The 24,056-nt window shown below is 69.7% G+C and carries 24 protein-coding genes and 1 pseudogene; 10 read left to right on the forward strand and 15 right to left on the reverse strand.

Going from position 1 to position 24,056, the window contains the following annotated elements; genetic code table 11:
* Positions 1 to 4: 4 nt before the first annotated feature.
* From ACFYPC_RS24360 to ACFYPC_RS24375, 4 genes are read right to left on the reverse strand one after another with little or no spacing between them, the layout of a single operon-like run.
* On the reverse strand, positions 5 to 1,672 hold the full coding sequence (locus ACFYPC_RS24360; RefSeq protein WP_388679845.1) for a (2,3-dihydroxybenzoyl)adenylate synthase: 1,668 nt from the start codon (positions 1,670 to 1,672) through the stop codon (positions 5 to 7).
* Positions 1,669 to 2,865: an isochorismate synthase gene (locus ACFYPC_RS24365; protein WP_388679847.1), complete on the reverse strand. Its 1,197-nt coding sequence runs from the start codon at positions 2,863 to 2,865 to the stop codon at positions 1,669 to 1,671. The genes ACFYPC_RS24360 and ACFYPC_RS24365 overlap by 4 nt, the downstream gene beginning before the upstream one ends.
* A 56-nt stretch (positions 2,866 to 2,921) precedes the next feature.
* The gene (locus ACFYPC_RS24370; RefSeq protein WP_388679849.1) at positions 2,922 to 3,713 is read right to left on the reverse strand and encodes a 2,3-dihydro-2,3-dihydroxybenzoate dehydrogenase; all 792 of its coding nucleotides are present in this window, start codon (positions 3,711 to 3,713) and stop codon (positions 2,922 to 2,924) included.
* Positions 3,710 to 3,841 (reverse strand): hypothetical protein, encoded by a 132-nt coding sequence (locus tag ACFYPC_RS24375; protein ID WP_388679851.1) that lies wholly within the window; start codon positions 3,839 to 3,841, stop codon positions 3,710 to 3,712. Before ACFYPC_RS24375 ends, ACFYPC_RS24370 begins: the two co-directional genes overlap by 4 nt.
* Before the next feature lie 462 nt (positions 3,842 to 4,303).
* On the opposite strand from ACFYPC_RS24375, the gene ACFYPC_RS24380 reads away from it, so the two are divergent.
* Positions 4,304 to 5,098, forward strand: a complete 795-nt coding sequence (locus ACFYPC_RS24380; RefSeq protein WP_388679853.1) for a GNAT family N-acetyltransferase — start codon at positions 4,304 to 4,306, stop codon at positions 5,096 to 5,098.
* Between the two features lie 62 nt (positions 5,099 to 5,160).
* Here the strand turns inward: ACFYPC_RS24380 and ACFYPC_RS24385 are convergent, their stop codons facing one another.
* Positions 5,161 to 6,042, reverse strand: a complete 882-nt coding sequence (locus tag ACFYPC_RS24385) for a GNAT family N-acetyltransferase (protein WP_388679856.1) — start codon at positions 6,040 to 6,042, stop codon at positions 5,161 to 5,163.
* 166 nt (positions 6,043 to 6,208) lie between these two features.
* A complete protein-coding gene (locus ACFYPC_RS24390) occupies positions 6,209 to 6,490 on the reverse strand; it encodes a GlsB/YeaQ/YmgE family stress response membrane protein (protein WP_388679858.1) in 282 nt (93 codons plus the stop codon).
* 321 nt (positions 6,491 to 6,811) lie between these two features.
* Here ACFYPC_RS24390 and ACFYPC_RS24395 point away from each other — a divergent pair, with 321 nt between their 5' ends.
* Positions 6,812 to 8,254, forward strand: a complete 1,443-nt coding sequence (locus tag ACFYPC_RS24395; RefSeq protein WP_388679861.1) for a hydrolase — start codon at positions 6,812 to 6,814, stop codon at positions 8,252 to 8,254.
* 42 nt (positions 8,255 to 8,296) lie between these two features.
* Here the strand turns inward: ACFYPC_RS24395 and ACFYPC_RS24400 are convergent, their stop codons facing one another.
* Complete coding sequence (locus ACFYPC_RS24400) at positions 8,297 to 8,836, reverse strand: hypothetical protein (RefSeq protein ID WP_388679864.1); 540 nt, start codon at positions 8,834 to 8,836, stop codon at positions 8,297 to 8,299.
* 135 nt (positions 8,837 to 8,971) lie between these two features.
* On the opposite strand from ACFYPC_RS24400, the gene ACFYPC_RS24405 reads away from it, so the two are divergent.
* Entirely contained in the window at positions 8,972 to 9,739 is a 768-nt protein-coding gene (locus tag ACFYPC_RS24405; RefSeq protein WP_388680078.1) for an ArsR/SmtB family transcription factor, read from the forward strand.
* A 134-nt stretch (positions 9,740 to 9,873) separates the two neighbouring features.
* Here the strand turns inward: ACFYPC_RS24405 and ACFYPC_RS24410 are convergent, their stop codons facing one another.
* Entirely contained in the window at positions 9,874 to 10,314 is a 441-nt protein-coding gene (locus ACFYPC_RS24410) for an SPW repeat protein (RefSeq protein ID WP_388679867.1), read from the reverse strand.
* Positions 10,315 to 10,436: 122 nt separating this feature from the next.
* The gene (locus tag ACFYPC_RS24415) at positions 10,437 to 12,692 is read right to left on the reverse strand and encodes a carbohydrate-binding protein (RefSeq protein ID WP_388679870.1); all 2,256 of its coding nucleotides are present in this window, start codon (positions 12,690 to 12,692) and stop codon (positions 10,437 to 10,439) included.
* A 373-nt stretch (positions 12,693 to 13,065) separates the two neighbouring features.
* Here ACFYPC_RS24415 and ACFYPC_RS24420 point away from each other — a divergent pair, with 373 nt between their 5' ends.
* The gene (locus tag ACFYPC_RS24420; RefSeq protein ID WP_388679873.1) at positions 13,066 to 13,506 is read left to right on the forward strand and encodes a hydrolase; all 441 of its coding nucleotides are present in this window, start codon (positions 13,066 to 13,068) and stop codon (positions 13,504 to 13,506) included.
* Here ACFYPC_RS24420 and ACFYPC_RS24425 read toward each other — a convergent pair.
* Positions 13,481 to 14,416 carry a LysR family transcriptional regulator gene (locus ACFYPC_RS24425; RefSeq protein WP_388679875.1) on the reverse strand — a complete coding sequence of 312 codons (936 nt, stop codon included), beginning with the start codon at positions 14,414 to 14,416 and terminating at the stop codon, positions 13,481 to 13,483. The two genes, ACFYPC_RS24420 and ACFYPC_RS24425, sit on opposite strands and share 26 nt — an antisense overlap.
* A 143-nt stretch (positions 14,417 to 14,559) precedes the next feature.
* On the opposite strand from ACFYPC_RS24425, the gene ACFYPC_RS24430 reads away from it, so the two are divergent.
* The 6 genes from ACFYPC_RS24430 (at position 14,560) to ACFYPC_RS24455 (ending at position 20,195) form a co-directional block, all read left to right on the forward strand.
* Positions 14,560 to 14,637 carry a putative leader peptide gene (locus ACFYPC_RS24430; RefSeq protein WP_365446020.1) on the forward strand — a complete coding sequence of 26 codons (78 nt, stop codon included), beginning with the start codon at positions 14,560 to 14,562 and terminating at the stop codon, positions 14,635 to 14,637.
* A 175-nt stretch (positions 14,638 to 14,812) separates the two neighbouring features.
* Positions 14,813 to 15,973: a dimethylsulfone monooxygenase SfnG gene (gene sfnG / locus ACFYPC_RS24435; protein ID WP_388679877.1), complete on the forward strand. Its 1,161-nt coding sequence runs from the start codon at positions 14,813 to 14,815 to the stop codon at positions 15,971 to 15,973.
* Between the two features lie 49 nt (positions 15,974 to 16,022).
* Positions 16,023 to 17,240, forward strand: coding sequence for an acyl-CoA dehydrogenase family protein (locus ACFYPC_RS24440; RefSeq protein WP_388679880.1), 1,218 nt, complete (start codon positions 16,023 to 16,025; stop codon positions 17,238 to 17,240).
* Positions 17,241 to 17,295: 55 nt separating this feature from the next.
* A complete protein-coding gene (gene ssuE / locus ACFYPC_RS24445) occupies positions 17,296 to 17,850 on the forward strand; it encodes an NADPH-dependent FMN reductase (protein ID WP_388679882.1) in 555 nt (184 codons plus the stop codon).
* Positions 17,851 to 17,854: 4 nt separating this feature from the next.
* Positions 17,855 to 19,039, forward strand: coding sequence for an SfnB family sulfur acquisition oxidoreductase (locus ACFYPC_RS24450; protein WP_388679885.1), 1,185 nt, complete (start codon positions 17,855 to 17,857; stop codon positions 19,037 to 19,039).
* 13 nt (positions 19,040 to 19,052) lie between these two features.
* On the forward strand, positions 19,053 to 20,195 hold the full coding sequence (locus tag ACFYPC_RS24455; RefSeq protein ID WP_388679888.1) for an LLM class flavin-dependent oxidoreductase: 1,143 nt from the start codon (positions 19,053 to 19,055) through the stop codon (positions 20,193 to 20,195).
* 53 nt (positions 20,196 to 20,248) lie between these two features.
* On the opposite strand, the pseudogene ACFYPC_RS24460 reads toward ACFYPC_RS24455, so the two are convergent.
* From ACFYPC_RS24460 to urtB, 5 genes and pseudogenes are all read right to left on the reverse strand, one after another.
* Positions 20,249 to 20,431 (reverse strand): annotated as a pseudogene (locus ACFYPC_RS24460) (acyl-CoA dehydrogenase); the annotation flags it as partial.
* 14 nt (positions 20,432 to 20,445) lie between these two features.
* Entirely contained in the window at positions 20,446 to 21,138 is a 693-nt protein-coding gene (gene urtE, locus ACFYPC_RS24465) for an urea ABC transporter ATP-binding subunit UrtE (RefSeq protein ID WP_388680082.1), read from the reverse strand.
* Between the two features lie 9 nt (positions 21,139 to 21,147).
* The gene (urtD, locus tag ACFYPC_RS24470; protein ID WP_388679890.1) at positions 21,148 to 22,008 is read right to left on the reverse strand and encodes an urea ABC transporter ATP-binding protein UrtD; all 861 of its coding nucleotides are present in this window, start codon (positions 22,006 to 22,008) and stop codon (positions 21,148 to 21,150) included.
* Positions 22,005 to 23,156, reverse strand: coding sequence for an urea ABC transporter permease subunit UrtC (urtC, locus tag ACFYPC_RS24475; protein WP_388679893.1), 1,152 nt, complete (start codon positions 23,154 to 23,156; stop codon positions 22,005 to 22,007). The genes urtD and urtC overlap by 4 nt, the downstream gene beginning before the upstream one ends.
* On the reverse strand, positions 23,153 to 24,049 hold the full coding sequence (gene urtB / locus ACFYPC_RS24480; protein ID WP_388679896.1) for an urea ABC transporter permease subunit UrtB: 897 nt from the start codon (positions 24,047 to 24,049) through the stop codon (positions 23,153 to 23,155). The genes urtC and urtB overlap by 4 nt, the downstream gene beginning before the upstream one ends.
* Positions 24,050 to 24,056: the final 7 nt, after the last annotated feature.

A 24,056-nucleotide genomic window follows, 5' to 3' on the forward strand; every position in this document is an offset into this window, starting at 1 on the left:
CCTTTCAGTGCTGCTCGGCGACGGCGGTGGAACGCAGCTGCTTCTTGCTGACCTTGCCGATTCCGGTCTGGGGGAAGACGTCGACGAACTCGACGAGATCGGGGACCTTGTAGGCCGCGACGCCGCGCTCGCGGACGAACCGCTTGATGGCGACGGGTTTCAGCGCCTCGGCGCCCTCGCGCAGGATCACGTACGCGAGGGAGCGTTCGCCGAGGTACTCGTCGGCCACCGCGACGACGGACACGTCGTGCACGGACGGGTGCGCGAGGATGATGTTCTCGACCTCTTCCGGCGCGACCTTCTCGCCGCCCCGGTTGATCTGGTCCTTGGCCCGGCCCTCGACGACGAGATGGCCGCTCGCCCGGCGGCTCACGATGTCGCCGGTGCGGTAGAAGCCGTCCTCGGTGAAGGCCGTCGCGTTGTGCTCGGGAGCCCGCCAGTAGCCGCGGATGGTGTACGGGCCACGCGTCAGCAGGTGCCCGAACTCCCCTTCCGCCACGTCGAGTCCGGCGTCGTCGACGATGCGGATCTCGTCGTCCGGGGAGATCGGCAGCCCCTGAGTGGTGACGACCGTCTCCCGGTCGTCGTCCAGCCGGGTGTAGTTGACGAGCCCCTCGGCCATCCCGAAGACCTGCATCAGAGCGCAACCCAGCGCGGGTTCCAGACGCCGTGCCGCCTCCTCGCTGAACTTGGCGCCGCCGACGAGCACCAACTCCAGGCTCGACAGGTCGTGTTCGGATCCCGGAGCGGCCTCCGTCCACACCAGCGCGAGCGGCGGGACCAGACCCGTCATGGTGATCCGCTCCCGCTCGACCAGGGGGAACGCGGTCGCCGGATCCGGCGCGGGGCACAGCACGGCGGTGCCCCCGGCGTACAGCACGCCCAGCCAACCGGGCGAGCTCATCGGGAAGTTGTGCGCGGCCGGCAGTACGACCAGGAAGCGGGTGTCGGCGTCGACGCCGCAGATCTCGTTCGAGCCCCACAGCGAGTACAGATAGTCGTCGTGGGTGCGCGGGATGAGCTTCGGCACGCCCGTCGTACCGCCCGAGAGCTGGAGGAACGCCAACTCGTGCGGCTGAGGACCGGGAAGCGGTGGCCCGGACGGATCGCACGGCACGTCGGCGAGGGACGTGTGCTCGCCAGGGTCGCCGACCACGAAGACGTGCCGAAGGCTCGGTGTGCGTTCCTTGACTCTCGAGGCGAGGGCGCGGTGGTCGAAGCCCGCGTGCCGGTCGGGGATCACATAGGCGACGGCCTCGGTGAAGGCGCAGAAGTAGCCGATCTCCGTCTCGCGGTGCGCGGGCAGCGCGTACACGGGGAGCGCGCCGATCCGGAACAGCGCGAAGACGACCTCGAAGAACTCGCCGACGTTCGGAAGGTGCAGGACGACCCGGTCGCCCTTGGATATCCCGCGCGCCGCGAACCCGGCGGCCAGCCGGTCGGCGCGCTCGTCCAGTTCGCGGTACGTCCAGGTGCGCCGCTCGGGAGCCGGGTCGACGAGGGCGATGCGGTCGGGATGGGCGGCGGCGCGCTCGCGCAGCATGCCGCCGAAGGTCTCTCCGCGCCAGTAGCCCGCCTCGCGATAGCGCTCGGCGAACTCGGCGGGCCAGGTCGGTGCGTCGACACCGGGGGTGGTGGCACCTGCCGCGAGGTCGGGCCGGGCGGCGGTCACAGCGCGGCCCCCACGGCACTGAGGAACGTACGGAACTTGGCGCCCGTCTCAGCCGTCTCGGCCTCCGGAGAGGAGGCCGCCACCACACCCGCCCCCGCGAACAGCCGCAGCGAGCGTCCCTCGGCCTCGGCGCAGCGGATCGTCACGACCCACTCGCCGTCGCCGTCCGCGTTCTGCCAGCCGACCATGCCGGTGTAGGGACCGCGGTCGAAGGGCTCCAGCTCGGCGATGACGGCGCGGGCCACCTCGGTCGGCGTCCCGCACACCGCCGGAGTGGGGTGCAGCGCCGACGCCAGTTCGAGGGCGGAGACCGCGGGGTCGGCGAGCTCGCCGGTGACGGTGGTCGACAGGTGCCACATGGCCGCCGTACGCACCAGGGTGGGCCGGTCGGGCACCTTCAGTCGGGTGCAGAACGGCGCCAGCGCCTCGCGTACGGCGGCCACCACGACGGCGTGTTCGTGCAGGTCCTTCGGGGACTCCAGAAGCGCGGCCGCGCGCCGGACGTCCTCGGCGAGATCGGTGCTGCGCTGCGCGGACCCGGCCAGTGGATTGGCGGTCAGACGTCCGCCGTAGCGGGCGACCAGGAGTTCGGGGCTGGCCCCCACGAGCGTGCGGCCGGGCCCGCTGGGGACGGCGAAGGTGTATCCGGCCGGGTCACGGCGCGCGAGTCGGCGCAGCATGGCCGCCAGGTCCGGCTCGCGCGGGGAGGTGAGCTCCAGAGTGCGGGCGAGTACGACCTTGTCGAACTCCCCTGACCGCATCCGCGCGACGGCGGCGGCGACCGCCTCGCCGTACCCCGCGGCGGCCGGAACCTCCCGCACCTGCCAGTCGGTTCGCTGGTCGGTGTCGGGCACGGGCAGCGCGATCAGCGGGTCCTCTCGCAGCGGGGGCGCCCACCGTACGGACTGCGGGACGGCCAGCGAGGGCGGGGCGTCCGGGGCGAAGGGCAGCGCTCCCACAACGATCGGAGCAGGGCCGCCCGCGCGGCGCCGGGCGTCGAGGACCTCGCGTACCCGCTGCGCCAACGGTCTTGTGTCGTGGGGTATTTCGGCGGCGGTGCCCCGGCCCAGGAGGGTGTGCCGGGGAGAGGCGAGGAACCGGTCCTGGCCGGGGCGGTAGGCGTCGAGCAGGGCGGTTGCCGCGCCGGGGGACACCAGCGTGGGGCTGGTGGCTTCGTGCAGAGATGCAGACATGGGTGTCTCCAGTGGGGAGAGGTGGCACGACCGTGGTCGGTGGGACAGGGGCCGGTTCAGGCCCGCAGCGTGGCGCCGCCGTCGACGTACAGGTCGTGCATGGTGATGTGACGGGCGCGGTCGGAGGCGAGGAAGACGACGGCGTCGGCGACGTCGGCAGGGTCGGCGATCCGGCCGAGCGGGATGCCCGTGCGGTGCGACGCGAGGTCACCTTCGATGACGCGCCGGGCCGCTGCCGCCTGGTCGGTGGAGTCGGCCCACAGCGCGCGTTGCATGTCGGTGAGGGTCGAGCCGGGGGACACGGTGTTACAACGGACGCCCCGTGAGGCCACCTCCAGGCCGAGGCACTTGGTGAACATCACGGCCGCGGCCTTGGAGGCGGCGTAGGCGGCCATGCCCGCGCGGGGTATCCCGGCCGCGTTCGAGGCGACGGTGACGACGCTGCCCCGGCCGCGTCCGGCCATCCGGCGGGCGACGGACCGCGAGACGTGGAACACGCCGTTCGTGTTGACGGCGAAGGTGGCCGCCCAGTCCTCGTCCGTCAGGTCCACGACGTCCGAACTCCGCAGGATTCCGGCGACGTTGACAGCGATGTCGAGAGGGCCGAGTGTGCGCTCGCCCTCGGCGACCAGGGCCTCGACCGCAGCGCCGTCGGTGACGTCGAGCGGCCGGGCGGTGACCTGCTCGCCGTACTTGTCGGCGAGGGCCGCCACGCCCTCGGGGGCCAGGTCGGTGGCGAGGACGCGGGCGCCGTGCTCGACGAGCGCCGCGACCACTGCCTCGCCGATTCCCCGGCCCGCTCCGGTCACGAGGGCGAGCCGGCCGGCGAGTTCCGGGCCGGCGCTCACTTCGAGGTACCCGGCTCGACACCGATGGCGAGCGCGCGGTCCAGGTCCGTCTCGCTGAGTTTCACGACCCGTCGGGGCGCGGCCGGGGGAGCGGTACCACGGGACGGGAAGAGCGGATTCGGCGCCATGGCCTTGGGTCTCCGTCGGTGTTCGAGTGGGCGGTCGCGGACGAGGGCTCCGACGTCACAGGCGCCTTGCACGGCAAGGCAGTTGAGGCGCTTTCAGGCATACGAAAGCAATCCGTTCCGTCGGGTTCGGAGCAGTAAAACTTAGGTTAGCCTAACCTTATGGAAATTTGGACGCCATCAGTTGGGCCGGCAATCCAAGAGGTGTGAGAAGCCTCGGCAGGAACCCGATCCGGCCACCGGTCCAGGCTGATGCCGATGCCGATGCCGATGCCGATGCCGCCTGCCGGAGGTGGGGGGGCGGAGGCGGGGGGCGGGGCGTCCCGGGTGCTCAAGGCGCTCGAAGCGCTCGAAGCGGCTGAAGATCCGGTTCAGATGCTGAAGATCCGGTTCAGATCCGTATGGGCTTGGGTTCAAGAACGTTATCCCATTGCCCTGGCCGCCCCAGGATGCTGGAGTGCTCCCATGGATCACGTTGCGGTACTTGCCCTGTTCGACCGGGATATGCGAGAAGGGGCGCGGCCGGACGCCCCCGATGCCCGGATCGAGCACCTCGGCAAGGTGGTGCGGCAGGTGAGCACCGGGCAGGGCTGGAGCGGGGTGACCTGGTCGGACCTCGACGAGGCGAGCGCGGACGCGGCGATCGCCGAGCAGATCCGGTACTTCACCGAACTCGGGTTGGAGTTCGAGTGGAAGCTCTACGGGCACGACCAGCCGGAGGACCTCGGGCAGCGGCTGCGGGACGCCGGATTCACCTCCGAGCCCGAGGAGACACTCATGATCGCCGAGTTGGGTGACCTCGTGCTCGACGCCGAGCCGCCCGCGGGCGTACGGCTGCTTTCCGTCACCGACCGCGCCGGCGTGGGCCTGGTGGCCGACGTCCACGAGCAGGCGTTCGGCACGGATGGCACGCGACTGCGCCACCAACTGCTCGCCCAGCTCACCGGCGACGAGGACACGGTCGTCGCGGTGGTGGCCCTCGCCGGTGACGTCCCGGTCAGCGCGGCCCGCATGGAACTCCTGCCGGGGGCGCGGTTCGCCGGACTGTGGGGCGGCGGCACCGTCGAGGCCTGGCGCGGACGCGGCATCTACCGCGCCCTGGTCGCTCACCGTGCCCGCGTCGCCGCCGACCGCGGCTACCGCTACGTCCAGGTCGACGCCTCCAGCCAGAGCCGCCCGGTCCTCGCCCGCCTGGGCTTCCAGCCGCTGACCACCACGACGCCGTACGTGTATGCACCGGGCGAGGCAGGGTCCGCCTAGGGCGCCGACCCCGCGAGCCGACCCGTGACCGGGGAGCAGTCGCTGCCGCTGCCAGGCGTCGCTCACAGCGTGAGCTGGTACTCCACGGCCTTGTGCGTCGGCAGATAGCCGAGCGCGTCGTTGATGCGGAGCATGGGCGCGTTGCTGTCGGCGGTGTCGGTGAGCAGGCCGCCCAGTTCGGGGTGCCGCACGCGGGCCCGACGGATCGACTCCGCCTTCGTCCACAGCCCGAGGCCGTGCCCGCGGTGCTCGGGCAGTACGCCGGTTCCGTAGTGCTGACCGTCGCCGCGGCCGTCGCCCGGCACGACCAGCTCGGAGAACCCGGCGATCGAGCCGTCCGAGAGGTCCACCGCGGCGACCGTGTGGAGCAACTCCCCACGCTTGGCGACGGCTTCGGCCGCCGACAGGACCCGCTCCACGTCCCACACGACCGTCCCGTAGTCGGTCCCGTCCATCGGCATGTCGTCCATGGCCCGCCGGGAGTCGGCGAAGGTTCGCGCCAGTGCGGGCGGCACGGAGCCGTCCCAGTGCGTCAACTCGTAGCCGGGATGCGGTTGTTGGACGATCCCGTTGAGCCGGGCGAGTTCCACGTCGGGGAGCGGCAGCCTTGCGTAGGTCAGCGCCAGTACCCGGCGGAACCCGCGCCCCGCCAGGAAGAGGTCGCCGGGGGAGCCGTCCACGGCCTGCGCGACGAGCGACCGCCGCCCCTCGCTCCGCGCCGCGGCGACGGCCGCCTCCAGCAGGAGACCGCCCACCCCCTGCCGCCGCTCACCCGGATGTACGGCGATCTCGATCTCCGCGAGATGCTCCTGTCCTGCCTTCGCGAACAGCCGCAGGAAGGCGGAGCCGAGCGGGACACCGTCGGCGTCGGACGCCAGCCATGCCAGGCGCCGGCTCGACGGTGTGATCTCGGGATCGGTCAGCGGCGTGATATGCGCGGGCAAGGGCTCTCCGTGGCGGAAGACGGGTACGGGGAAACCCGCAGAACCTAGCCGCCGAGGCGCGTGGTCCGCAACGGGGTTGGCGGCGGCACCACGAGCCGGGCCCGCCACTCACCTCAGCGGCGAACCCTTCGCCCGACCCGCGCTGCCCGCTGCGCGCCTGCTCCGCTCAGCGGCGAACCCGTCCCCTGCTCCGCCCGCTGGACCGGTCGAGTGCCGCCACGCCCAGCGCGGCCAGACCGATCTGGATGAGCCACTCGATCCAGTCGATGCCGTTGGTGTCGGACACGTCGAACGCGTTGGCGATCGCGGCGCCGACCAACGCGGCGATGATGCCGACGAGGATCGTCAGCAGGATGCCGATGCGCTGGCGTCCCGGGACGACCAGCCTGCCCAGTACGCCGATGACGATGCCGATGATGATGGCACTGATGATGCCTGAGATCTCCATCTCCGCCCCTCTTTGGTCGTTGCCTTCGTAGGTATGCGGGTGCCCGCTGGACGCCCAGGCAGTCCGAACGGCTTTCGAGCGGTTTTCGGCCGGCTCGATCCGGCCCAAGTCCGGTTGTCGTCCGGCTGGCGTCCGGGTGTCGGTCGGTTCTCGACCCGCTTTCGCGTGACCGAGGCGCACGCTTCGGACGCCTTCTGTTCGGCCCCTCGCTCGTCATGTACCGTTCAAGAACCTGTCGCCCGGAGGACGGCCAAGCCCCGTTCTACGCGCGCAGACTTGGCGCCCGCACCGCCTCTCCCACCCCTCACGGAGGTTTGCCGGATGCTCGGATTCAGAAGGTCCCGCCACAGACTCACCACGGCGTTGGCCGCCTTCGGGCTGCTCCTGACGGGCGCCGCCGTTCAGACGGCCACCGCGGGCTCGGCCGCCGCGGCGACCCCGCACCGCATCCTGTTCGACAACACCAAGTCAGAGACCGCCGGGAACGCCGACTGGATCATCGGCACCAGTCAGCCGGACCCGCTCGGCCAGGACTCCACACCGTCGGCCGAGACCGACTGGACCGGAGCGATCTCCGCGTGGGGTGTCGCCCTGCAGAAGACCGGCAACTACTCGCTGAAGACACTCCCTTCAGGCAGCAGCATCACGTACGGCACCACCGCCGCGACCGACCTGCAGAACTTCGACACGTTCGTCCTGCCCGAGCCGAACGTCCTGCTGAGCACCGCCGAGAAGACCGCGGTCATGACGTTCGTGCAGAACGGCGGCGGCCTCTTCCTCGTCTCCGACCACACCGGATCCGACCGCAACAACGACGGCGAGGACTCGGTCGAGATCATCAACGACCTCATGTCCAACAACAGCGTCGACAGCACCAACCCGTTCGGCTTCACCGTCGACACGCTCACCGTCGGCACCGAGAACCCGAGGGCCATCTCCAGCACGACCGACCCGGTCCTCAACGGTTCCTTCGGCAAGGTCACCGGCAGCATCATCCGCAGCGGCACGACGGCCACCCTGAGCCCCACCGCCAACTCCGCGGTCAAGGGCCTCCTCTACCGCTCCGGGTACTCCGGCAACACTGGTGCCTTCTTCGCGACCAGCACCTTCGGCAGCGGCCGGGTCGCGTTCTGGGGCGACAGCTCGCCCATCGACGACGGCACCGGCCAGTCGGGCAACACACTGTACGACGGCTGGAACGACACGGCCGGCACGAACGCCGCGCTCGCCCTGAACGCCACCGAGTGGCTGGCGGGAACCAGTGACAGTGGAGGCGGAGGTGGAGGCGGCACGTGCACCAGCGCGCAGCTCCTCGCCAACCCCGGCTTCGAGTCCGGCAGTTCGTCCTGGACCGCCACCAGCGGAGTGATCACCACCGCCGCCGGTCAGGCCGCCCGCACCGGCTCCTACAAGGCCTGGCTGAACGGCAACGGCTCGGCCAACACCGAAACCCTCTCCCAGTCGGTGACCATCCCCGCCGGCTGCGCCGCCACCCTGAGCTTCTATCTCCACGTGGACACGGCGGAAACGACCACCAGTACGGCGTACGACACCCTCAAGGCCCAGGTTCTCAACAGCAGTGGCACGGTCCTGGCGACGCTGGCCACGTACTCGAACCTGAACGCCGCGACGGGGTACACCCAGCGCACGTTCAACCTCGGCAGCTATGCCGGGCAGACGGTCACCGTCAAGTTCACCGGCGTCGAAGGGTCCATTCTCCAGACGTCGTTCGTCATCGACGACACGTCGCTGAACGTGAGCTGACCGGCGGGCGAAGGGGCGGGCCCGAAGCCGGGCCCGCCCGCGTCACCCGGTGTGCACCCACCCGGTGGCGGCCACGACCTCACGCGCGATGTCCACCACCGTGCGGTCGTCGGTCGCCACCCGCACGGTGTCCGCGGGCACCCGCTCGTCCAGCAGTCGTGCCTTGTGTGCACTGTTCGCCATCTCGCGCTCCAGCTCGGAGCCGATCTCCCGCCCCTTGAGCCGTCGGGCCGTGGTGTCGTCGGTGGCGGTCAACAGCACGCGGAAGATCCGTACTTCTCTCCCCATGGCCTGTTCGAACAGGCTCGCCGACTCGGCCAGCACACTCACGGTGTTGGTGTAGACGAGGCGCCGGTAGCCGAGCTCGGCGAAGTTCCCCCACACTGCCCGGAGATTGCGCTCGGTGATCCCGGCGCGGTGCGGATCGCCGTCCGGCGCCGGATGCACGTACCCCATGAAGTCGCCCTCGATCACCGCGTGAGCGACCTCCGCGAACTTCAGCCGCGCCGAGACCTCCCAGCCCACGGTGGACTTGCCGACGCCCGCGCGCCCGCCGATGAGCAGTACCTCCGGTTGATCCATGCGAGAAGCGTGCCAGCCCGCGGTGCGCCGGGCGATCGGTATACGCCCGGTCGCGCTCGCTCTCCATGGCTGTCGCTTGACATGCAGGTAATTGCCTGCATAACGTTGAGTGTGCGATCGGAGAGTGAACCCGGAATGGACCAGGTCTTCAAGGCGCTGGCCGACGAGACGCGGAGACGGCTGCTGGATCGGCTGCACGCGCACAGTGGCCAGACGCTGGGCGAGCTGTGCGAGCACATCGACATGACACGCCAGTCGGTGACGCAGCATCTGGCGGTCCTGGAGGCCGCCAACCTGGTCAGCACGGTGCGGCGAGGGCGGGAAAAGCTGCACTACCTCAATCCGGTGCCGCTCCATGAGGTCCAGGAGCGGTGGATCGACAAGTTCGAGCGCCCGCGTCTGCGCGCGCTCAGTGCACTCAAGCGACGAGCCGAGGAAGCCATGACCGACAAACCGAGCTATGTGTACGTCACCTACATCCAGAGCACACCCGAGAAGGTCTGGGACGCACTCACCGACGCGGAGCTGACCGCCGCCTACTGGGGCCACAGCAACGTCTCGGACTGGCAGCCCGGCTCCCGCTGGGAGCACCGCCGTACGGACGGCTCGGGCATCGCGGACGTGGTGGGCACCGTCGTGGAGAGCGAGCGTCCGACCCTGCTCGTGGTCACCTGGGCCGCGCCCGAGGACGAGGGTCGGGCGGACAGGTACTCCCGGGTCACCTACGACATTCAGCCGCACGCCGACATCGTCCGGCTGACCGTGACCCACGAGGAGCTGGCGGACGAGGGTGCGCTGAGCGACGTGAGCTCCGGTTGGCCTGCGGTGCTGTCCAACCTGAAGTCCCTGCTGGAGACCGGCAGCCCGCTGTCGCAGGAGCCGTGGATGGCGCCGAAACACTGAGACGCGACACACTGAGACACACTGAGAGCGAATCACTGAGACGGGCCGACGCGGCACGCGTGAGGCCGGCCCGCTTTGAGCGGGCCGGCCTCAGGTCGGCTTCCCTTCCGTGGCTTGCTGCCGCGTCCTGGCGGCTACGCCCGAGGCGTGCTGCCCCTGGCCGTGACCGCGCAGAGTGCCCCCAGCACCACGGCCAGTGCGCCGATGATGATGCTGTTGAGAACGACTCCGGTGTCCGGACTGCTGCCGACGACCCACGGCGAGATGATCATCCACGCGCCCATCGCGCAGATCGCCCAGCTCAGGCCGTACATCCTCTCCGGCGTGATGGTGAATCCGAGGGCCAGCAGGCCTATCGCGATGCCGATGACGAGATTGTGCGTCACGAGCGCGGGCTGGCTTGTCGTGTAGTGGAGTATCCACGGGGACACCGCGCAGTACAGGCCGAGCAGGAACACCGGCCCGTCCACGAGCGCCACATCGCGACCGCCGACCATGCGGGCATACCGGTCCCGCATTTCGTCGGCGTCGGGGTGGCTCCTGATATCGCTTCTGGGGTGCGAGACGTTGGACATGACTCGTCTCCTTCGAGCTCTCTCGATCTCCAGGGCCCTACCGCCTCCGGTCCGGTATGCGGTAAGTGCCAGGCTCATCCCATTGTGCTCTTATTTATTCCTTATGTGTAGCGGGAGGGGCGTCAGGTGCCGGAGATGAGCAGATAGTCCAGGTTGAAGCCGCCGGTTTCGCAGTAGACGGTGACCGTCTGCTCTCCGGCCCGCAGGTCCACGGGCACGTGCACCGACTGGTAGGTGCCCCAGCCACCTGTCGCGGGCACCGAGGCCGTGGCCAGCGTGGTGCCGTTGTCGTCGCGGAGGGAGACGGCGTTCGCCGCGGTGGTGTCCGTTCCGTTCGCGACGCGCAGCTCAAGATCGTAGGAGCCTGCCTGCGGCACGTCGACGGCGTACGTGAGCTGGTTGCCGGCGGCTGTCCAGCCCACGTTCTTGCCGCCACTTGCAGCCGGGTTGTTCTCGATGAGGTTGCTGCCGTCCGCGGGCCAGCCCTGCCGGCCGGTGTAGGACTCGGCCTCGATTCTCTGACCCACAGGGGCCGCGTGCGGCCGCACCGTGAGATGGACGGTCACCTCGTCGTGCGCCCTGCCGTCGGTGGCGTAGAAGGTCAGGTCCTGCTCGTCGGCGACGGTGGGACGGATCGTGACCAGACCTGTCGCCGGGTCGAGGGTGACGCCGCCGGGCAGTTCGGTGGCGTAGTAGGCCAGCCGGTCACGGTCACGGTCGGTCGCCTTCAACTGCACACTTGCGGTGCCGTACTGGTCGGCGACGACGTCGGCGGGCTGTTCGAACGCAGGGGCGTGGTTGCGGGAACCCGTCGGCGCCTTGCCCTTCCACTGGTAGGTGGCGTAGGAGCCCGCGGGTACGGTCACGACGAACGTCTGATCGGCGACGACGACCCGGACCTTGCTGTCGGTGCCGGCGCTGTTGCCGAGGACGGCGGTGAAGGTGCCGTTCCCGGAGCGGTAGACCACGTTGCTGACACCGTGCTCCGAGGCGCTGGACTCCAGACGCACGTCACCCGGAGAGAGATACTTGGAGAACTGCCCGATCGTGTACAGCTCGTCGCGGACGGTGAAGTCCTTCGTGAGCGTGTTCACCTTCACCAGCCGGTCCGGCCACTTGGTGGTGGCGGCGACCTCGTCCCAGTCGATGTCGTTGTCGCGAGAAGGTGTCCAGTGCAGTGTCCCGCCGTCCTGGTCGGTGGCCTGGGCCCACAGGATGTAGGAACCGGCGTCGAGGCGGAAGTCGTTGAGGACGGTCGAGGGAGCCAGGTCGCTCGTCTCCGTGAGATGGACCGGCTTTCCCGTCTCCTCATAGGCGTCACGCATGACGCTCGGATCCCCCCAGTAGGGGTGGAAGGCGATGGCGTCCGACGCGTCGAGGACCTCCTCACCGGTCACCGAGCCGTCCGGGGCGTCCTCGAAGATGCGGTAGTAGTTCTTGGTCGCCGTGCTGCCCGGGTCCCGCCAGTCCCAGAAGTTGAAGTCGTGCACGTACAGCTCGGTGTTCAGCCGCGCCTTCTTGAACTCACGCTTGATCGCCAGGGTCAGCTTCTGCTGCTGCTCGACGCTGATGTCCATGGCCGGGTAGACGACGTCCATGCCCGGCTCGTTCAGCAGAGTCAGCGCGTCGACAGGGATGCCCTTCTTGGCGTACGCCTGCACGAACTTGACGTAGTACCGCGCGAAGACGTCGATGCAGTCGTCGCGCAACTTGCCGACCTGGTAGTAGTCCGTGGTGCTCCCGGGCTTGAGCGCGACCTCGCCGGTGAAGCGGTTGTTCGTCTTCATCCACGCCGGTGCGCTCCACGCCGACGCGAAAAAGGTCGCCTTGGGGTTGTAGCGCTGAATGAGCTTGATGGTGTCGATGATGTGCAGGTCGATGTCCCGCTGGATGGAGAAGTACTTCAGGTCGAAGTCCTCGGTGACACCGGCGGGCAGGTCGTCCTCCGACCAGAACGGGAGGTGCTCGATGAGATCGGGGCTGCCGATGGTCAACCGGAACCGGTCCAGGCCCGCGCCGGTCTTGGGATCGACAAGGAGCCGGATGGCTTCCTCGCGCTTGGCAGGGGTGAGCTTCCACAGATTGGAGACGCTGGTCTCGTCCAGGGAGAAGCCGATACCCGTGTATTCCTGCCGTGCCGCACTGGGGTCGACGACCACGGTGGCATCGACGGAGCCGTCGGAGCCAGTGCCTGTCCGGACACTCGGCAGCGGCTGCCAGGCCTGCTCACCGCCGGTCGAGTAGGTGCCGGTCACGACCTGGCCGTTCCCGGCCGACCCGCCGGCGGCCCGGTCCGCATGCGCGGCCGGACCCGTGCCGGCCAGTGTGGACAGTGTCGTGACAGCGATGGCCGCGATCGCGGTGAGAGTACGTCTCACAGCTGCTCCTGGGCTTGGTGGATGAGGGGGGTGGCGCTGTGCTGAACGAGAGGTACGCGCCCGTTCCGCCGCCAACAGTGCGAGCGGGACGGGCGGTTCAAGAGGGAACGCCGCGAGGTCGGACACGTCCCGGCGACCCGGCACGCCTCTACGGCGTATCCGGAGTCGATGGGCCTGCCCGTACCGTCCGGCAGCCGACAGAGGGGTGTACGCATGCGTCCTGACGTGGCGACAGCCACCACGGCAACTCCCTCCGTCCCCACTGGTGCGGCAGATCCAAGCAATATCCCTGGTGTTAAGTCAAGGCTTGAAAAAAGTCGTCCTGGTTAAAGCGGGTGGCGGTACAACGGTGTGACGACGGGCGGAGGCAGAGGTGCGGGAGCAGAGCGAGGACGAGCTGTTGGCGCGGCTGCCCGAATGGATCTGGGGGACGCCGTACGTCGGCAGGCGCTTCCCCGGCTCCCGGGCGGTCGCCGGGAAGCCGGGCCTCGCCGAGGGCGCCAACTGTCAGCTCTTCGCCTATGAGGTACTCCGGTACTACTCCCTGACGGTCCCCGACTGGCGGTCGAGCGACCTGTGGGACGACACCGGACTCACCGAACGGGTCGCGCGCGCCCGGCCGTTGGACCTGGCGCTCTTCAACGCGACCGACGACGCGTGGGGCGCGCACGTCGGTGTGGTCGTGGGGGAGGGCCGGGTCCTGCACCTCAGCGCCGAGGCGGCGCGTCCGGCCGTGTGGGACATGGCGGACTTCGCCGCCCGGGACCGGTATCGCACGCTCATCGGCTTCAAGCGGGTCCTGCGGCGGCCGTGAGCCGCCCGCCCAGCTCCCGGGCCCTGCGGACGAACGCCTCGTGCAGGTCGTCGGCCGCGCGGGGCACCGAGTCCGCCCTGCGGCGCTGCAGCATCAGCACCACCCGCGTGGAGTCGTCGTCCAGCGGCCGGTAGGTGATCGCGCCGCGTCGCTCCAGCGGATCGTCCATCACGCTGAAGTCGGGCAGGACCGTCGCGCCCAGGCCTTCCGCGACCATCAGCTTGCCCATCTCGGCGCCGTCCGTGGAGTACGAGAAGGACGGGGCATGGCCCTCCAGAAGCCGGTGGAGGTAGCGGTGCATGACGTATCCGGTACGCATCGCGATCAGCGGCTCGTGCCCGGCGAGGAGGTCGGCCGCCGAGACCGTGTCCCGTGCGGCGAGGGGGCTGTCCGGGCGTAGGCACAGCACCGGTCGTCCGCGCAGCAGTTCGGTGGTCTCGAAGTCGGCGGGCAGGTCGTCGCCGTCGAGATGGTTCACCAGGCCCAGGTCGAAGCCGCCCTCCGAGAGGGCCCGGTGGATGTCCGACTGTTGGGCGCCGACCACCTCGACCTGCGTCAGCGGATGCGTCGCACGGAACTCCCGGACCGTGGGGATGAGTAACGGCACGGTCGCCGCGTTCACTGTGCCGACGCGGACCATACGGCTGATGCGGTGCTGTTCGCCGGCAGCGTCCCGCAGTCGGTCGACGGCGTCCAGCACGTTGATGATGTGCGGCAGCAGGTCCCGCCCCTCGGCGCTCATCCTCGCGCCGGTCCGCTTGCGTTCCAGCAGGTCGACGCCGAGTTCGCGTTCCAGGTTCCGTACGGTCTCGCTGAGCGCGGGCTGGGAGAGGTGGAGTTCCTCGGCGGCCCGGCGCAATGATCCGAGCCGGGTGACCGCCGCGATGTATTCCAGCTGCTCTATTCGCACCCCAGCAGAATGTGGTCGCCGGATGGCCGTGTTCAAGGGTTTCCCTGTCACACCTTCGTGAAATTCACCGGTCCGGTATGCGAGACCGGTCGGCTATTCCTTGACGGTCCGGACGGGGGGCTGCGACGATCGACGACATGAAGATGCGACCGGACCTCACGCGGCGACGCCACGTCGACCTCGCGCGTGTCTCCAGTTCCTTCTGTTGTAGCGAAGCCTGACGATCCCGACGGTAGGGTCCCCTTCGCACAGACCAGCCCGCCCGCGGTGAATTCTCCCGCGCGGCACCTCTCTGTGTTTTCCGGCACCTGCCGTCCCCCTTTCGCCGCCCGCATTCCCACGGAATAGCCGGGCCCGTAATTCGTCATGCCCTCGTATCGAAACCGGGAGTTCTCCGTGCCCGAAACGGAATCCGCAACCGACACCCCCACAGACACCACCGCCGAACCCGTCCGCTTCGCCTACTGGGTCCCCAACGTCAGCGGCGGCCTGGTCACCAGCAAGATCGAGCAGCGCACCGACTGGGGTTACGACTACAACCGCGAACTCGCCGTCCTCGCCGAGAACAACGGCTTCGACTACGCGCTCAGCCAGGTCCGTTACATGGCCAGCTACGGCGCCGAGTTCCAGCACGAGTCGACCAGCTTCAGCCTCGCCCTGCTCCTGGCCACCGAACGACTGAAGGTCATCGCCGCCGTCCATCCGGGCCTGTGGCACCCGGGCGTCCTCGCCAAACTGGGCGCCACCGCCGACCACCTCTCGAAGGGGCGCTTCGCGGTCAACGTCGTCAGCGGCTGGTTCAAGGGCGAGTTCACCGCCCTCGGCGAACCGTGGCTGGAGCACGACGAGCGCTACCGCCGCTCCGAGGAGTTCATCCGCGCACTGCGGCAGATCTGGACCGAGGACCACACCGAACTCGCCGGTGACTTCTACCGGTTGAGGGACTTCTCGCTGAAGCCGAAGCCCCTCAACACCCCCGACCGCCCACACCCGGAGATCTTCCAGGGCGGCAACTCCACCGCCGCCCGCGCCATGGCGGGGCGGGTCTCCGACTGGTACTTCTCCAACGGCAAGGACTTCGACGGCGTCACCGAGCAGCTCGCGGACGTCCAGAAGGCCGCGACCGAAGTCGGGCGCAAGGCACCGAAGTTCGGCCTCAACGCCTTTCTGATCGCCCGCGACACCGAGGCAGAGGCCCGCGACACCCTGCGTGAGATCGTCGCTCAGGCCGACAGCGAGGCCGTCGAGGGCTTCGGCGCCGCCGTGAAACAGGCCGGCCAGTCCACCGCCGACGGCAAGGGCATGTGGCAGGACTCCAGCTTCGAAGACCTCGTCCAGTACAACGACGGCTTCCGTACGGGGCTGATCGGCACCCCGGAGCAGATCGCCGAGCGAATCGTCGCCTACAAGCGACTCGGCGTCGACCTTCTCCTCCTCGGCTTCCTGCACTACCACGAGGAGGTCGAGTACTTCGGCCGCCGAGTGCTGCCCCTCGTACGCGAACTGGAAGCCCAACTGCCGCAGTTCAAGGCCCAGTCCGTGTCCGTCCACGCCTGACCGCACTCTCTCCGTCCGCACCGCACTGCGAAGAAAGAGGTCGACAAGCATGAGCACCGTCACCCCCACCGACTGGCAGACCCGCCCCGCTCCGGAGACCGCTGAGGACTGGATCGCCCGCGCCGCCGCAGTAGCCGCCGTTCTCGCCACCGACGCCGCCGAGCGCGACCGGGCCGGCGCGACCCCGTACGCGGAGGTCCAGCTCCTCAAGGACTCCGGCCTGGTCACCCTGCTCGGACCGACCGAGCACGGCGGCGGAGGCCAGGACTGGCCCACCGCCTATCGGGTCATCCGCGAGGTCGCCAAAGCCGACGGTTCCATCGGCCAGCTCCTCGGCTACCACTATCTGTGGAACTGGGCCGCCCGCCTGGTCGGCACCCGCGAGCAGTGGGAGCACGTCGAGGCAGAAGCCGCCAAGGGCCGCTGGTTCTTCGGTGGCGCCGTCAACCCGCGGGACAAGGACGTCGTGGTCACCGAGGACGGCGACGACCTCCTCTTCACCGGCCACAAGTCCTTCTCCACCGGCAGCAAGGTCTCCGACGTCACCGTCCTCGAAGGCGTCTTCGAGGGCACCGACCGGCACGTCTTCGCGATCGTGCCCTCCGACAGCGAGGGCCTGACCTTCCATGACGACTGGGACAACATCGGCCAGCGTCTCACCGAGAGCGGCAGCGTCACCCTCGACCGGGTCCGCACTCCCTGGGCGAGCGCCGCCGGGTACGTCGACAAGGAGTTCCAGCCGCGGATCTACAACACCCTCAACGTCCCCACCATCCAGCTGGTCTTCGTCAGCTTCTACGTCGGCATCGCCGCCGGGGCCCTGGAGACCGCGGCGACCTACACCCGCACCAAGGCCCGCTCCTGGCTGCACGGCGGCCATGAGCGCGCGGTCGACGAGCCGTACGTCATCGACACCTATGGCGACCTCACCGCGAAGCTCTGGGCGGTCGAGGCGCTCGCCGACGCCGTCGCCGCCGAGGGACAGAAGCTGCACGAGAACCCCGATGCCGTCACCGAGCAGACGCGCGGCGACTTCGAGGTCAGGGTCGCCGCCGCCAAGGCCCGTGCCACGGACGTCGCCCTGGAGATCGGCAACCGGATCTTCGAGGTGACCGGTGCCCGCTCCACCGCCGGCTCCGAAGGTCTCGACCGGTTCTGGCGCAACATCCGCACGCACTCCCTCCACGACCCGGTCGCCTACAAGCGGCGCGAGGTCGGCCGCTGGGTACTCGAGGGCGAACTGCCCGAACCCACCTGGTACTCCTGACCGCTCGCCGGGGCGCCTCCGTCGGGAGGCGCCCCGCATCGCAGAAAGAGGGCCCATGGCCACCGTCCTGTCCGTCTCCGGCAGCCCCTCCGTCTCCTCCCGCACCGCCAAACTCCTGCGCCACCTGGACACCCGGCTGGCCGCGCAGGGGCACAAGGTGATTCCGCTCGACGTCCGCACGATTCCGGCGGAGGCCCTGCTCGGCGCCGACTTCAAGCACCCCGCCATCGTGGAGGCGACCGAGCTCTTCGCCCGCGCCGACGGCGTCGTCATCGGCACGCCCGTCTACAAGGCTGCCTACTCCGGTGTCCTCAAAGCCCTCCTCGACCTGCTCCCGCAGTACGCGCTCACCGGTAAGACCGTGCTGCCGCTGGTCACCGGAGGCAGTACCGCGCACGTCCTCGCCCTCGACTACGCGCTCCGCCCCGTCCTCAACTCCATGGGCGCCGCGCACATAGTCCAGGGCTGGTTCACCCTCGACAAGGACATCACGACGGGCGAGGACGGCAGCATCACCGTGGCGCCGGGCACCGCCGAGGCCCTGGCCCAGGTGGTCGACCAGTTCTCGGCCGCTCTCGGCCGCACGCCCCTGCTGGCCGCGGCAGGCTGACACCATGACCGCCAAAGTGATCGCCGACGACGTCGAGGCGCTGGCCGTCGCCGCCGCGCTCGCCGACGAGTTCCGCGCCGGTGCCTCGGCGCGGGATGCCGAACGAAGGCTCCCGCGAAAGGAGTTGGAACGGCTCTCGGCCTCCGGACTGCTCGCCGTCACCGTGCCCGCCGCGCACGGTGGCGCCGACGTACGCCAGGAGACCCTCGCGGAGATCTTCCGGCTGCTGGCCTCCGCCGATGCCAGCCTCGCGCAGATCCCGCAGAACCACTTCGTGTACGTGAACGTGATACGCCGTCAGGGCACCGTACGACAGCAGGAGTTGTTCTTCGCCGAAGTCCTGGCCGGGCGCCGCTTCGGCAACGCGCAGTCGGAAGCGGGCACCAAGCACGTCCAGGACATCCGCACCCGCCTGGAGCCCCGGCCGGACGGCTCCTACGCGCTCACCGGCGTCAAGCACTACTCCACCGGCGCGCTCTTCGCCGACTGGATCCCCGTCCTCGCCCGGGCCGAGGACGACAACCTGCACGTCGCGTACGTCCCACGGGAGGCCGCCGGGGTCACGGTCGTCGACGACTGGGACGGCATGGGGCAGCGTACGACGGCCAGCGGCACCGTCCGCCTGGACGGCGTGGCAGTCCCCGCGGACCGGGTCGTGCCCCACCACCTCACTTTCCAGGGCCCCCAACTCCACGGCGCCGTCGCACAGTTGCTGCACGCCGCCATCGATGCGGGGATCGCCGCGGGCGCGCTCGCCGAGGCCGTCGAGTTCGTCCGCACCAAGAGCCGGCCGTGGTTCGAGAGCGGATTCGACACCGCGGCCGAGGATCCGCTGCTCATCCAGCGCTTCGGTGAACTCGCCGTCCAGGTGCGGGCGTCTGAGGCGCTGCTCGGCGCGGCGGCCCGCGCGGTCGACGCGGCCGGCGAGGACCTCAACGACGACTCGGCTGCCGAGGCGTCGATCGCGGTGGCCGCAGCCAAGGTGCACACCGCCGCCACCGCCGTGGAAGTGGCGGACGCCCTCTTCGAGGTTTCCGGCACCCGCTCAGCCCTCAACTCCCTCAATCTGCACCGGCATTGGCGCGACGCCCGGACCCACACCCTGCACGACCCGGCTCGCTGGAAGATCCAGCACATCGGCCGTTACGTGCTCAACGGCGTGTTGCCCCCTCGGCACGGCCTGCTCTGAACGGAGACCTCACGTGTCCCTCACCTTCCACTGGTTCCTGCCCACCAACGGTGACAGCCGGCATGTCGTCGGCGGCGGCCATGGCACCCCGGCCACCGTCTCGGGACGGGACCGGCCGCCGACGGTCGCGTATCTGAGCCAGATCGCCCGTGCCGCCGAGGACCTGGGCTTCGTCGGCGCGCTCACGCCCACCGGCGCCTGGTGCGAGGACGCCTGGCTGACCACCGCGATGGTCAGCCGGCACACCGAACGGCTCAAGTTCCTGGTCGCCTTTCGGCCCGGCTTCGTCTCGCCCACCCTCGCCGCACAAATGGCGTCCACCTTCCAGCGGCAGACCGGCGGACGGTTGCTGCTGAACGTGGTGACCGGCGGCGAGAGTCACGAGCAGCGTGCCTACGGCGACTTCCTCGACAAGGACGCCCGCTACCGCCGTACCGGCGAGTTCCTCCAGATCGTCCGGGACCTGTGGGACGGCAAGACCGTGGACCTGGCGGGCGAACACCTCAAGGTCGAGGACGCCAAGCTCGCCCGTGTACCCGACCCGGTTCCCGAGATCTACTTCGGCGGCTCCTCACCCATCGCCGGGGAGATCGCCGCCCGTCACGTGGACGTCTACCTCACCTGGGGCGAGCCGCCGGCGCAGGTCGCCGAGAAGATCGCGTGGGTGCGCGGCCTCGCCGAGAAGGAGGGCCGGAGCGTCCGCTTCGGGATCCGGCTGCACGTCATCACCCGTGACACCTCCGAGCAGGCCTGGGCCGAGGCCCACAAGCTCCTCGACGGCTTCGACCCGGAGACGGTGAAGTCCGTCCAGGCCGGGCTCGGGCGCAGCGAGTCCGAGGGCCAGCAGCGGATGCTGGCACTGCACGGCGGCAGCCGCGACGGACTGGAGATCCACCCCAACCTGTGGGCCGGGATCGGGCTGGTCCGCGGCGGCGCGGGCACGGCTTTGGTGGGCAGCCACGACGAGGTCGCCGAGCGCATCGCCGAGTACCACCGCCTCGGCATCGATGAGTTCGTGTTCTCCGGCTATCCGCATCTGGAGGAGGCGTACTGGTTCGGCGAGGGCGTCCTGCCGCGCCTCGCCGCGCAGGGCCTGTGGCAGCACCCGTTCGCGAGGCAAGCCGCTCCGGCGGCACAGGTGCCCTTCGCGAGCTGACTCAGCCGGGCGAGCCGAGCGAGGCGAGGTGCGCCGTGCGCACCTCGGCCCCCGGCGAGCCGCATCGGGGGAGAGGGCCGCAGACCGGGCTGCTCACGCGCCTCGGTGAACGCGAACAGCGCCTCGTCCCTCTCCGTCACTCCGGCCGGCAGCATCACGTCGCTGAGCCCCCATCCCGTGCACCAGGGCACCGTCCCGTCGAAGCGCCGGCCGTCGCGCTCACGGGTGACCCGGACGGTGCAAGCGTCCCTCACACGCTGAGCGCCTCCCGCACCGACCGCTCCGCCTCCTGTCCGCCCTCGCCGGCGGACGTGACCCGCCCTGCCTCCAGGACGTAGTACCGCTGCGCCGCCCGCATCGCGAAGCCGACGTGCTGCTCGACCAGGAGGACGGAGAGCCCGCCGCGCGCGGCGAGGGCGAGGATCGTCTCCTCGATCTCGGCCACCACGGAGGGCTGGATGCCCTCGGTGGGCTCGTCGAGGAGGAGCAGCCGAGGGCCCGTCACCAGGGCGCGCGCGATGGCGAGTTGCTGACGCTGGCCACCGGAGAGCAGCCCGGCACGCCGGCCCGAGAGGGTCCGCAGCGCGGGGAACAGATCCAGCGCCTCGGCGACCGCCTCCTTGCCGCGCGGTCGCCCGTCGGCGACCAGCTGGAGGTTCTCCGCGGTCGTGAGGTGCGGGAAGGCCTGCTGCCCCTGGGGGACGTACGCCATACCGCGGGCCACCCGCTCATGGGGCTTGCGGCGGGTGATGTCCTCACCGTCGAGACGGACGGTGCCGCTCTGCGGGGTGAGCAGTCCGACGGCGGTGCGCAGCAGGGTGCTCTTGCCGGCGCCGTTGTGTCCAAGCACAGCTGTCACGCCGTCGTGCGGGACCTCGACAGAGACCCCGTGCAGGACGGAACTGCGGTGGTAGCCGACGCGTACGTCGTCGATCTCCAGCATCATGTCCGCTCACGCCTCCCGCACGGCGACGCCCGCGGAGGCCTCGCTGACCGGAGCCTCACCGGCAGGAGCCTCACCGAGAGGACCCTCACCGACGGGACCTTCGCCGATCGGGGGCTCGGCGGTCGGTGTATCGGCCGCGTGCCCGAGATACACCTCCTGCACCTTCGGATCCGCCTGCACCTCGGCCACCGTCCCCTCGCTCAGCACCTTGCCCGCGTGCAGCACACTGACGCTGCGGGCGAAGGAGCGCATGAAGTCCATGTCGTGCTCGATGACCACGACGGTCCGCTCCTGGCTGATGAGCTCCAACAGCTCACCGGTGGCCTGCCGTTCGTCATGGCTCATGCCCGCCACCGGTTCGTCGAGCAGCAGCAGCCGTACGTCCTGGACGAGCAGCATCCCGATCTCCAGCCACTGCTTCTGACCGTGCGCGAGCGTCCCGGCCGGGCTGTCGGCGAGCTCGGTGAGGCCCACCGTGTCCAGCGCGCGGGCGACGGGCTCCGGTACCCCCTTGCGGCGGCGCAGCATCGTCAGCATGCCCCGGCCCGCGCCCGCCGCGATGTCCAGATTCTGAAGGACCGTCAACTCGTCGAAGACCGTGGCGGTCTGGAAGGTCCGGCCGATCCCCGAGCGGGCGATCCGGTGCACGCTGCGCCCGAGGATGTCCTCGCCCCCGAAGCGCACCGACCCCTGAGCCTTCACCAGTCCGGTGACGGCGTCGACCAGGGTCGTCTTGCCCGCGCCGTTCGGCCCGATCAGGAAACGCAGATCTCCCGGGCGCACGTCGAGGTCGACTCCGTCCACGGCGGTGAAACCGTCGAAGGTCACCCGCAGTTGGCGTATCTCAAGACCTGAAAGCTCACTCATACCGGTTCTCCCACTGGACGGGCGGGCGCCTTCTCGTCGATTCCCTGCTCGTCGGCGGCCGATCGGGAGGATCCGCGGCGGCGTCGCACGATGCCTACCAACGAGGCGAGCCCCCCGGGCAGGAATGCCAGGGCGACGATGAACAGCAGCCCCTGGAAGTAGGTCCAGGCAGCGGGGAACTCCTCCGACAGCGCCGTCTTGGCCCAGGCGACACCGACCGCGCCGAGCACCGCGCCCACCAGGCTCGCCCGGCCGCCGACCGCCGCGCCGATGACCAGCTCGATGGACGGCACGATCCCGATCAGCGCGGGGGAGATGATCCCGACCGCGGGCACGAACAGCGCTCCCGCGAGTCCGGCCATGCCCGCCGCCACGACGTACGCGACGAGCTTCACGTTCGCCGGGTCGTATCCGAGGAACCGGACCCGCTCCTCGGAGTCCCGTACGGCTACGAGGAGTTCGCCGTACCGGCTGTGGATCAGCTGGCGGGCCAGCGCGATCAGGAGGAGCAGGACCGCGGCGATGATGAAGTACACCATCCGCTGGTTGACCGGGTCGTCGAGGTCGTAGCCGAAGAAGCCCTGGATGTCGGTGAGTCCGTTGGTGCCGCCGGTCGTGGCCTGCTGGCCGATCAGCCAGATGGCGAAGGCGGCGGCCAGGGCCTGGCTGAGGATCGCGAAGTAGGCGCCCTTCACCCGGCGCCGGAAGATGAACGAACCGAGGATCGCCGCGACGGCCATCGGCAGCAGCACGGTCGCCGCGATCGCGAAGACCGGATTGGCGAACGGCCGCCACCACCAGGGGAGTTCGGTGGCGGTGCCGTACAACTGCATGAAGTCGGGGAGGTTGCCCGGCCCCGCGTCCGCGATCTTCAGATGCATGGCCATGGCGTAGCCGCCGAGTCCGAAGAAGACGCCCTGCCCGAGCGTCAGCAGTCCGCCGCGGCCCCAGGCCAGGCAGATGCCCACGGCGACGATCGCGGTGCACAGGTATTTGGCGAGCAGCCCGAGCCGGAAGTCGGACAGCGCGAGCGGGGCCACGGCGAAAAGCACCACGGCGCCCACGGCGAAGCCCGCCGCGGGGCGCAGGGCGGTGAACCGGCCCTTGATGCCGGGGAGTTGTTTCGAAGCCGGGGGAGTGGTGGTCATACGAGACTCCTCGTACGCAGTGTGTACAGCCCCTGGGGCCGCCACTGGAGGAACGCGACGATGGCCACCAGGACCAGCACCTTCGCGACGCTGACGGTGGTGGAGTACTCCAGTACCGACTGCAGCACGCCGAGTACGAAGGCGACGATCACGGTGCCCTTGAGCTGTCCGATGCCGCCGACCACGATCACCAGGAAGGCGTCGATGATGACGTTGGTGCCCATCGTCGGCCCGATCGGACCGACCAGTGTCAGGGCGACCCCGGCGACCCCGGCGAGACCGGACCCGATGAAGAACGCGGTGCGGTCGACGCGTTCGGTGGAGATGCCGGACACCTCGGCCAGGTCCCGGTTCTGCACGACGGCGCGGATGCGGCGGCCGAGCGGGGTGAGCCGCAGTGTCAGCGCCAGCGCGAGGACCGCCGCCAGCGCCAGCCCGAGGATGAACAGGCGGCTGTTGGCGAACGTGAGCGGGTCGTCGCCGCCGATGACGGTGATGTTCCCGGTGAGAACGTCGGGCGCGCGGGTCTGCACATTGGGCGCGCCGAAAATGTCACGGGCGAGTTGCTGGAGCATCAGGGAGACGCCCCATGTGACGAGAAGTGTGTCCAGTGGCCGGAGGTAGAGGCGGCGAATGAGCAGCCATTCAAGGAGCGCGCCGAGCGCCCCCGACACGAGAAAGGCGACGGGCAGCGCGACAATCAGTGAAATCCCTGCGCCGGAAATGGACTTCTGAAGGACATAGGTGGTGTAGGCGCCGGCCATGATGAACTCGCCGTGGGCCATGTTGATGACATTCATCTGGCCGAAGGTGAGTGAGAGGCCGAGCGCGATGAGCAGCAGAACGGCACCGATGCTGACGCCGGTGAACATCTGCCCGAGGATCACGGTCATGCGGCGA

This window comes from Streptomyces sp. NPDC005808, from assembly GCF_042871385.1.
Taxonomy (GTDB): domain Bacteria; phylum Actinomycetota; class Actinomycetes; order Streptomycetales; family Streptomycetaceae; genus Streptomyces.